The organism is Bradyrhizobium sp. (genome assembly GCF_027307225.1).
Taxonomy (GTDB): domain Bacteria; phylum Pseudomonadota; class Alphaproteobacteria; order Rhizobiales; family Xanthobacteraceae; genus Bradyrhizobium.
On sequence record NZ_DAHUXJ010000013.1, the window covers coordinates 1 to 9,529 of the forward strand.

The 9,529-nt window shown below is 63.2% G+C and carries 6 protein-coding genes; 2 read left to right on the forward strand and 4 right to left on the reverse strand.

The features are described 5' to 3' along the window. The 4 genes from M6D32_RS01810 to M6D32_RS01825 all read right to left on the reverse strand — a co-directional run. Positions 1 to 1,336: enoyl-CoA hydratase-related protein (locus M6D32_RS01810; RefSeq protein WP_298252773.1), on the reverse strand; the 1,336-nt coding region annotated here is incomplete at its 3' end. Positions 1,337 to 1,346: 10 nt separating this feature from the next. Further along, positions 1,347 to 2,555, reverse strand: coding sequence for an acetyl-CoA C-acetyltransferase (locus M6D32_RS01815; RefSeq protein ID WP_298252774.1), 1,209 nt, complete (start codon positions 2,553 to 2,555; stop codon positions 1,347 to 1,349). Between the two features lie 65 nt (positions 2,556 to 2,620). Further along, the gene (locus M6D32_RS01820; protein ID WP_298252776.1) at positions 2,621 to 4,411 is read right to left on the reverse strand and encodes an acyl-CoA dehydrogenase C-terminal domain-containing protein; all 1,791 of its coding nucleotides are present in this window, start codon (positions 4,409 to 4,411) and stop codon (positions 2,621 to 2,623) included. 120 nt (positions 4,412 to 4,531) lie between these two features. Continuing rightward, positions 4,532 to 4,912, reverse strand: coding sequence for a nuclear transport factor 2 family protein (locus tag M6D32_RS01825; protein ID WP_298252778.1), 381 nt, complete (start codon positions 4,910 to 4,912; stop codon positions 4,532 to 4,534). Between the two features lie 154 nt (positions 4,913 to 5,066). Here M6D32_RS01825 and M6D32_RS01830 point away from each other — a divergent pair, with 154 nt between their 5' ends. Then, positions 5,067 to 5,663 carry a PadR family transcriptional regulator gene (locus tag M6D32_RS01830; protein ID WP_298252780.1) on the forward strand — a complete coding sequence of 199 codons (597 nt, stop codon included), beginning with the start codon at positions 5,067 to 5,069 and terminating at the stop codon, positions 5,661 to 5,663. 211 nt (positions 5,664 to 5,874) lie between these two features. Further along, entirely contained in the window at positions 5,875 to 9,282 is a 3,408-nt protein-coding gene (locus tag M6D32_RS01835) for a hypothetical protein (protein WP_298252782.1), read from the forward strand. The last annotated feature ends 247 nt before the right edge of the window (positions 9,283 to 9,529 follow it).

Consider the following 9,529-nt stretch of genomic DNA (forward strand, 5'->3'; position numbering starts at 1 on the left):
GCAGCGTCGAGGTGTTGGAGGCGAAGATTGCACCGGCCTTGAGAAGCGGTTGCGCCTTGGCATAGGTCTCGGCCTTCACCTTGCGATCCTCGAACACCGCTTCGATGACGAGGTCGCAATCCGAAATCGCATTGTAGTCAGGGGTCGCGGTGATCCGCGACAGGATTGCGTCGCGGTCGCTCTCCTTGGCGCGGCCCTTCTTGACGAGATCGTCGATCACCGACTGCGCATGCGCCTTGCCCTTGTCGGCGCTGGCCTGATCGCGGTCGATCAGGACGACGTCGATGCCGGCACGCGCCGAGACATAACCGACGCTCGCACCCATGAAGCCCGCGCCGATCACGGCGAGCTTCTTGACCTTGGTCGGCGGCACGTTTTGCGGACGCCGCGCGCCCTTGTTCAATTCCTGCATCGACATGAACAGCGAGCGGATCATGGCCGCGGCTTCGTTCGAACGCAGGATCTTCGCGAAATAACGCGACTCCACGCGCAAGGCCGCATCGATCGGCAGCTGCAAGCCTTCGTAGACGCATTGCATGATGGCGCGCGCCGCCGGGTAGTTATCGAACGTCTCGCGGCGGAAGATCGCGTTGCCGGCAGGGAACATCCTCATGCCGGCCTTTGAGTAGACCGGACCGGCCGGCAGCTTGAATCCCTTGTCGTCCCACGGCGCGATTGCCTTGCCCCCGCCCTTGATCCAGTCCTTCGCCGCCTTGATCAGGTCGGACGCCGGCACGATGGCGTGAATGAGGTTGAGCGCCTTGGCTTTCTCGACCGTGACCGGATCACCCTTGAGCAGGATCGTCATGGCGTCCTGCGGGGGGACCAGCCGCGGCACGCGCTGCGTGCCGCCGGCGCCGGGGAAAAGCCCGACCTTGATCTCGGGCAACCCAAGCCGCGTCTTCGGATTTTCGGCCGCAACGCGATAGTGGCAGGCGAGCGTGATCTCAAAGCCGCCGCCAAGCGCGAGTCCGTTGATCGCCGCCGCCCACGGCTTGCCCGAGGTCTCAATCGCGCGAAGGATCAGCGAGAAGCGGCGGCTCCGGTCGAACAGCATCTGGTTCGCGGCCGTCTCGCCCTGCTCCTTGAGCGCCTTGGCATAGGCCTTGTTCATGCCCTCCAGCATCGAAAGGTCTGCGCCGGCGCAGAAGGCTTCCTTGCTGGAGGTGATGACAACGCCCTTCACCGCGGCGTCGGCCGTGGTCTGCTTGACGATCTCGTCAAGTTCGTCGGTCGAGGTCTGATCCAGCACGTTCATCGAACGGCCGGGGATGTTCCAGGTCACGAGCGCAATGCCGTCGGCGTCGGTCTCAACCGTGAAATTCTTGAAAGCCATTGGTGCCCCCTTACACGCGCTCGATGATCGTCGCGGTGCCCATGCCGCCGCCGATGCACAGTGTCACCAGTGCGGTCGATTTGTTGGTGCGCTCGAGTTCGTCGAGCACAGTGCCGAGAATCATGGCGCCGGTTGCTCCCAAGGGATGACCGAGCGCGATCGCGCCGCCGTTGACATTGATCTTGGCGTTGTCGATGTCGAAGGCCTGGATGTAGCGCAGCACCACGGATGCGAACGCCTCGTTCAATTCGAAGATATCGATATCGGATTTCTTCATGCCGGAGCGTTTGAATAGCTTTTCGGTGACGTCGACCGGACCGGTCAGCATCATCGCAGGCTCGGAACCGATATTGGCGAAGGCACGGATTTTCGCGCGCGGCTTCAGCCCGTATTTGGAACCGGCATCCTTGCTGCCAAGCAACACCGCGCCGGCGCCATCGACGATGCCCGACGAATTGCCGGCATGATGCACGTAGTTGACGCGCTCGATCTCCGGATGCGACTGGATCGCCACGCCGTCGAAACCGCCCATCACCGCGACATCGGCGAATGACGGCTTGAGCTGGCCCAGCGACTGCATGGTCGTCGTCGGCCGCATGTGCTCGTCCTTGGCAAGGATGGTCAGCCCGTTGACGTCCTTGACCGGCACCACCGATTTATTGAAACGGCCCTCGTCCCAGGCCTTCGCCGCGCGCTGCTGGCTCTGCACAGCATAGGCATCGACGTCATCGCGCGAAAAGCCGTATTTGGTCGCGATCAGATCGGCCGAGATGCCCTGCGGCATGAAATAGGCAGGCACGGCGATCGAAGGATCCATCGGCCAGGCGCCGCCGGAAGCGCCGATGCCGACGCGGCTCATCGACTCCGCGCCGCCGCCGATCGTCAGATGGTTCTGACCGCTCATGATCTGGGCGGCTGCGAAATTCACCGCATCAAGGCCCGACGCGCAGAAGCGGCTGATCTGCATGCCCGGAACGGCTTCCCCGAGGCCTGCCTGCAGAGATGCGAAACGTGCAATGTCGGAACCGGCTTCGCCGACCGGGTCGACCACACCCAGGATCACGTCGTCGACGACATCTTCCGGAAGATTGTTGCGCTCCTTCAGCGCTTTCAGCGGCACCGTGGCGAGCGCGAGCGCCGTCACCTCATGCAGCGAACCGTCGGCCTTGCCTCTGCCGCGCGGCGTGCGAACGTGATCGTAGATAAAAGCCTCAGGCATGATGCCCTCCCGGAATGATGGTCGTCATATGATAGCGAATCGAGGATTGCCATGAAACTCCTCAATCAGAAAGCGTCAGCCGCCAGTTCCATGATGGTCGCGCTTCCACTTTGGACGCGCGCCAGGTGCGCTGATGTCGCCGGCAGTACCCGCTCCATGAAGAAGCGGCCGGTCACAAGCTTGGTCGAGAGATAAGCCGTCGTGCCGCTGCCCGCAATCTTGTCCTGGGCGATCTTCGCCATCTTGGCCCACATATAGCCGAGCGTCACCAGGCCAAACAGATGCATGTAATCGGTGGCGGCCGCGCCGGCATTGTCGGGCTTCATCATGGCATTCTGCATCAGCCAGGTGGTGGCCTGCTGGAGATGACCGAGGGCGGTGGACAACGGTGCGACAAAAGGCTTCATCGCCTCGTCGCCGCCATGTTCCTTGGCAAAGGCGCCGACCTCGCCGAAGAACGCCATCACGGCACGGCCGCCGTCGCGCGGCAATTTGCGCCCCACGAGATCGAGCGCCTGAATACCGTTGGCTCCCTCATAGATCATCGCAATACGCGCATCGCGCACGAATTGCTCCATGCCCTGCTCGGCGATATAGCCGTGGCCGCCGTACATCTGCTGGGCCTGAACCGCGTTGGCAAAACCAGTCTCGGTCAGATAGCCCTTCAGCACCGGCGTCAGCAAACCCATGTGATCGTCGGCGGCCTCGCGGTCCGTCGGATCGTTGGAGCGGTGGGCGACATCGCTCTTGAGCGAGGTCCACACCACCATGGCGCGTGCCGCCTCGTTGAAGGCGCGGATCGTCAGCAGCGTCCGGCGCACGTCGGGATGCACGATGATCGGATCGGCCGGCTTGTCCGGCGCCTGCGGCCCCGATAGCGCGCGGCCCTGCAAGCGATCGCGGGCATAGGCCGCCGCGTTCTGATAGGCGACTTCCGACTGCGCCAATCCCTGAACGCCAACGCCAAGCCGTGCCTCGTTCATCATCACGAACATGGCCTGCATGCCCTTGTTCTCGCCGCCGATCAGCCAGCCCGTGGCGCCGTCGTAGTTCATGACGCAGGTCGAATTGCCGTGAATGCCCATCTTGTGCTCGATCGAACCGCAGGTCACGCCGTTGCGCGCGCCGAGCGATCCGTCGGCACTGACGAGGAACTTCGGCGCCACGAACAGCGAGATGCCCTTGATGCCCGCTGGCGCGCCTTCGATCCGCGCCAGCACGAGATGGATGATGTTATCGGCAAGGTCATGCTCGCCGGCCGAGATGAAAATCTTGGTGCCCGAGATCTTGTAGCTTCCGTCGGCCTGCTTGACGGCCTTGGAGCGTATGAGGCCAAGGTCGGTGCCGCATTGCGGCTCCGTGAGATTCATGGTGCCGGTCCATTCGCCAGCCACCATCTTCGGCACATATTTTGATTTTTGCTCCGCGCTGCCATGCACCAGCAGTGCTGCGATCGCCCCCGTGGTCAGGCCGCCATACATCGAAAAGGCCATGTTCGCCGACGACAGAAATTCGGTGACGCTCTGGCTCAAGGTCATCGGCAAACCTTGACCGCCATATTCCGTCGGCATCGAGAGGCCGAGCCAGCCGCCTTCGGCCACCTGCCTGAAGGCGTCCTTGAATCCCTTCGGCGTCGTCACGCTGCCGTCGGCATTGCGCTTGCAGCCCTCGAGATCGCCGACGCGGTTGAGCGGCTGCAACACTTCTTCGCTGAGTTTGGCGGCCTCGCCCAGAATCGCCTCACGAACATCGGCCGACGCGTCGCTGAAACCCGGAAGATTGTCGTAACGATCGATTTGAAAGACGTCGTTGAGCAGGAATTGGACGTCTTCAACAGGCGCTTTGTAGATCGGCATGACGTTCTCCCGGCGGGGTCTGTGTGTCCTTGGAATAGCTGGAAGCGGACCTTAACCACTTCCTTGAGTCGAGGGCAGCTCCTATCGCAATCGGCGGGTGGTCCTGCGGAGCGCCGTTACCTAACGCTGCGCCAGTTGCTCCCCCATCAAGCGATGCAGCAGATTGATGGCTTTCAGCGGGCGAACCATCACCTTGAAATGCGTGATGCGGTCATCCGCATCGAACGTGATGATGTCGACGCCGTTGATTGTGATCCCTTCGACCTCGCACGCGAATTCCAGCACGGCGCCGGTTTCGTTGGTCCATTCGCCGAGATAGCGAAAGCTCGGGCCGCCCAACACCTTGGTCGCGCTCGCCAGATATTTGAAGGTGATATCGCGGCCGCGCTGCGGCGTGTGAACCACTGGGCTCTCGAACACCGCATCGGGATGGAGCAAATCCAACAACGCGTTGTGATCGTGCGACTTGATAAAGCCGTGCCATCTTTGAAGGCCGAGCATTTCCAAAGAAGCCTCCTCAAAGTCTGACTCAAACAGGGGATCGGAGATCGGCAGCGTCCATCCCGGACATATACATATTGACGCATATGCATCAATGCGCATAAAGTCAAGCGTGTTAATCCCAGACCGCCCCGACTTGGAAGGAATCCGGCCCTTGGCCCTCGCCGACGCCATCCTCGCCTGCCTGACCGAGCGTCCGATGACGGGCTATGAGCTCGCCAAGACGTTCGACGCCTCGATCGGTTTTTTCTGGAAGGCCGACCATCAGCAGATCTATCGCGAGCTCGCCAAGCTGCGCGAGCGCGGCCATATTCAGGGCCGCGAAGTCGTGCAATCCGGCAAGCCGAACAAGCTGGTCTACACGCTGACCGCGGAAGGCAAGGCTGCTTTCCGGCACTGGGCCGCCCGCCCCTCGATGCCGGCGTCGATCAAGGACGACCTGCTGATCCGGCTTTATGCGCTCGACGCCGTCGATATAGAACCTCTGCGCACGGATCTGATGGCGCGGCAGGAACATCACCGCGACCGCTACGAGCGCTATGAGCGCATCCTGAACAAGCGCTTTCCCGATGGAACTGCCTCGCCGGCCGACACGGGTAAGCTGCTCGGGCTTCGCATCGGGCTGAAGCACGAACAGATGGTCGCGGAGTGGTGTGAGGAAGCCATATCAGCGCTTTCGGCGATATCAGTGTCGGCGGACATCGTGCCGCTCGACCCGGGAACCCGCGACCGAACCGGTTCCCGCGATTAGCGCGGAAAGCGCGAAAAAAGCCGAAAACACCAATGGCTCGCCAACTTTAGCGGCGGGTGGGCCCATTCCTTAACCGGTTATTTACCGTAACGCGGAAAAGTCGGTCTGTTGAGGCAGACGACCCGCGCCAAATTCGATTGTCTCTTCTTCGGGACGCGCGGGGAGGCCGGAGGCGCCAGGTGGAGCGCCGAAAGCGGAACCGGACAGAAGCATGAATTCGCGCGTATCGTGGAGTAACGAAAGCATCGATCCTGCCGTCCGGGACCGGGCCGAAGCTGCGGCTCGTAGGGCCGGCGTGTCGTTGAACGACTGGCTCAACCTTAATGTGGGCGAGGCGGCGCCGCCGAATTCCCGCAGCCCTTCCGATCAAAGGCCGGCGATGCCAGCGAAACAAAGCCGCGATGTCGATGACATCCATCAGCGGCTCGATGCGATCGCCCGCCAGATCGAACAGATTTCGCAAGGACGCCCGCGCAGCGAGGCTCCGCGCGGCGAACCGCCAGTCGCCAAGCAACTGAACGACGCCATCGCCCGCCTCGACGCGCGGCTATCGCAGATTTCCAACCCCGCGCCGGCGCGCCAGCACCTGATGCAGGAAAAGCAGCGCCAGACCGAGATGGTCGAGCGCGCCGCTGCCCAGGTCTATCGTCCCTCGCCGCCGCTCAACCCGGCCTCGTTCGATTCGGCCATCGCGGAAATTTCCGCACGCCAGTACGAACTCGACAATGTTGCGCCGCCGCCGATGGTGCGCAACACGCCGCCGGTTGCACCCGCGCCCGTCTATACGCCGTCGCCTGCTGCCTATGCCCCACCGCCTCCGCCGCCGGGCCCCGACTTCTCTTCGCTTGAGCGGCATCTCCTCAACATCACGAGCCAGATCGAATCGCTGCGGCGGCCCGATCACATCGAGCAGTCGATTGCCGCCTTCCGCAGCGAATTGACCGAAATTCGCCAAGCCATCACCGAGGCCATGCCACGCCGCGCGATCGAATCGATCGAGGGCGAGATCCGTTCGCTTTCGCGCCGCATCGACGATAACAAGCAGAACGGCAACGGCAGCCAGACGCTTGCCGGCATCGAGCGCGCGCTTGGCGAAATCCGCGAGGTCTTGCGCTCGCTGACGCCGGCCGAGCAGCTTGCAGGTTATGACCAGGCGATCCGTAACCTGACCGGCAAGCTCGACCAGATCATTCGGACCAGCGACGATCCATCGACGATTCACCAGCTCGAGGGCGCGATCACGGCACTTCGCGCCATCGTCTCCAATGTCGCCTCCAACGATGCCCTGGCACGGCTCAGCGGTGACGTGCACGCGTTGTCGGCCAAGGTCGATCAATTAGCGCGTCCGGATGGCCGAGCCGATTCGCTCGCTGCACTTGAACAGCGCATGGCCGCGCTGATGTCCTCGCTCGAAAGCCGCGAGCAGCGGCCGGTCGCAAGCGAGAACACCGAGCAGATCGAGCGTGCGTTGGTCGCCCTGTCCGATCGCCTCGACCGCATCCCGGTTGGCAATGACAACGCGTCGGCCTTTGCCCATCTCGAACAGCGCGTCTCCTACCTGCTCGAACGGCTGGAAGCGTCGTCCGATCACCGCTCCGGCAATCTCGGACGGGTCGAGGAAGGCCTTCAGGACATTCTGCACCATCTCGAAAGCCAGAATGCCAGCTTTGCCAGCTTCGTATCCAATGGCCGCAGCGAACCGGCGGTCCACGACGACGGAGTTGCAGACCTCCTCAAGCGCGAATTGTCCGACATTCGTTTCGGCCAGGCGGAAACCAATCGTCATACCCAGGATTCGCTGGAGGCCGTCCACAACACGCTCGGCCACGTGGTCGATCGCCTTTCGACGATCGAAGGCGACCTGCGGGCGGTGCGCTCCCAGCCGGCGCCGCAAGCAGCCACCGCCGCCGAGGCGCCGGTGTTCGTGGCACCACCTCCATCGGCGCCGGAGCCTTCCTATCCTGCACCGCAGATTGCCGAGCTTGAGGCTGAATCGAACGATGCGAACGAGCCTTCGCCGGCGCGGATCGCCATGGCCACACATGGCAGGCCCGAATTTGGCAGGCTCGAATTTGAGATGCCCGAATTTGGCAAGCCGGAATTTGACAGCCCCGAATTGCCGAATTCGGCTTCGGAGCATGAGTCTTTTGTGGCCGCGCCGCGGGATTTCCATGCGGCTGACTCAGTACAGCCGCCGGTCCCGCCCCGCACCATCAGCGAAATCCTGGAGCCGAATACGGCGTCGGCGCGCGCGGCAATCGTCCCGGACCTGCCGCCCGATCACCCGCTTGAACCGGGCACCCGGCCATCGGCACGAGCGGCTTCGCCATCGGAGCGCATCGCGGCCTCCGAGAGCGCGATCAGCGGCATTCCGGCTGCCGCGCCAAAAGAGCCCGTCAGCACCTCAAGCTTCATCGCCGCCGCGCGCCGCGCCGCGCAGGCCGCTGCCGCTGCTCCTCCGCCCGAGAAGGCCGGGAAACAGTCAAAGGCGGCGCAGGCCAGCGGTCAGGCGCAGCCGGCTTCAACCCTGACCTCGAAGATCCGTTCGCTGCTTGTCGGCGCCAGCGTCGTCGTGATCGTGCTCGGCACGTTCAAGATGGCCATGACGCTGCTCGACAGCGGCACTCCGCCGGCGATGCCCGCCATGGAAAACACCGGCGATGCGGCACCTGCTCCTGCCGGAAGCGCTGCCAATCCTGCGACGGTCCCGACTCAGCCCTCGATGACGTCGCCGGTTCCGATCGGACGGCAGTCCTTCAATGCGGCTCCCGACAGGGGCGATAGCGTCGCCTCGGTGACCATTCCGCAGAACCTGCCTTCGGCTTCTGCAAACGGCGACGTGACCGGAACGATTCCGCTTTCGAAGGCCCCGACCAGATTGGCGATGATCGCGGTGCCGCCGACCGAGAGACTGCCGGATTCCATCGGCGGTCCCGTTCTACGCGCTGCCGTGCTCAAGGGCGATCCCAGCGCGGCCTACGAGGTCGCGGTGCGCTTCGCCGAGGGCAAAGGCGTCGCGGTGAACTACGACGAAGCGGCCAAATGGTTCGATCGCGCGGCGCAGGCCGGTGTGGTGCCGGCGATCTTCCGTCTCGGAACCTTCTACGAGAAGGGCCTGAGCGTGACGAAGGACGTCGACATCGCCCGCCGTTACTACATGCAGGCCGCCGAGCGCGGCAACGCCAAGGCGATGCACAACCTCGCGGTGCTCTACGCAGACGGCGGCGGCAAGGGCGCCGACTACAAGAGCGCAGCGCAGTGGTTCCGCAAGGCCGCCGACCGCGGCATCGCGGACAGCGAGTACAATCTCGGCATTCTCTACGCCCGCGGCATCGGTGTCGACCAGAACCTCGCTGAATCCTTCAAGTGGTTCAGCCTGGCCGCGACGCAGGGCGATGCCGACGCCGGCCGCAAGCGCGACGACATTGCCAAGCGGCTTGACCCGCAGTCGCTCGCCGCCGCCAAGCTTGCGATGCAGACGTTTACCGCCGAACCCCAGCCCGACGATGCCATCAATGTGGCAAGCCCCGCGGGCGGATGGGATGCGGCGCCAGCGCAGGCAGCGACCGCAAAGCCGGGCAAGCCGGCCGCCAGCAAGCGCACCGCATCTGCGCACTGACGTTGACGGCGCCCCGCGGGGTGCCGCCCAACTATCCGCAACCGACAAGTTCAACTAAGCAAGTGGCGGCTGACCACACTTGTGCGGCGAATTTGAAATTCCTATCAGTTTCGCGGTAACCTCGTCATAGGAACTTCAAATTCTAAACCGCACTAGAATCACATAATTGGCTAGTGCTCCTTTGATTCCGAAGTTCGTAAACGTGGAGCCGCAATATGATACGAACTTCGGAATCGGAGCACTAGTC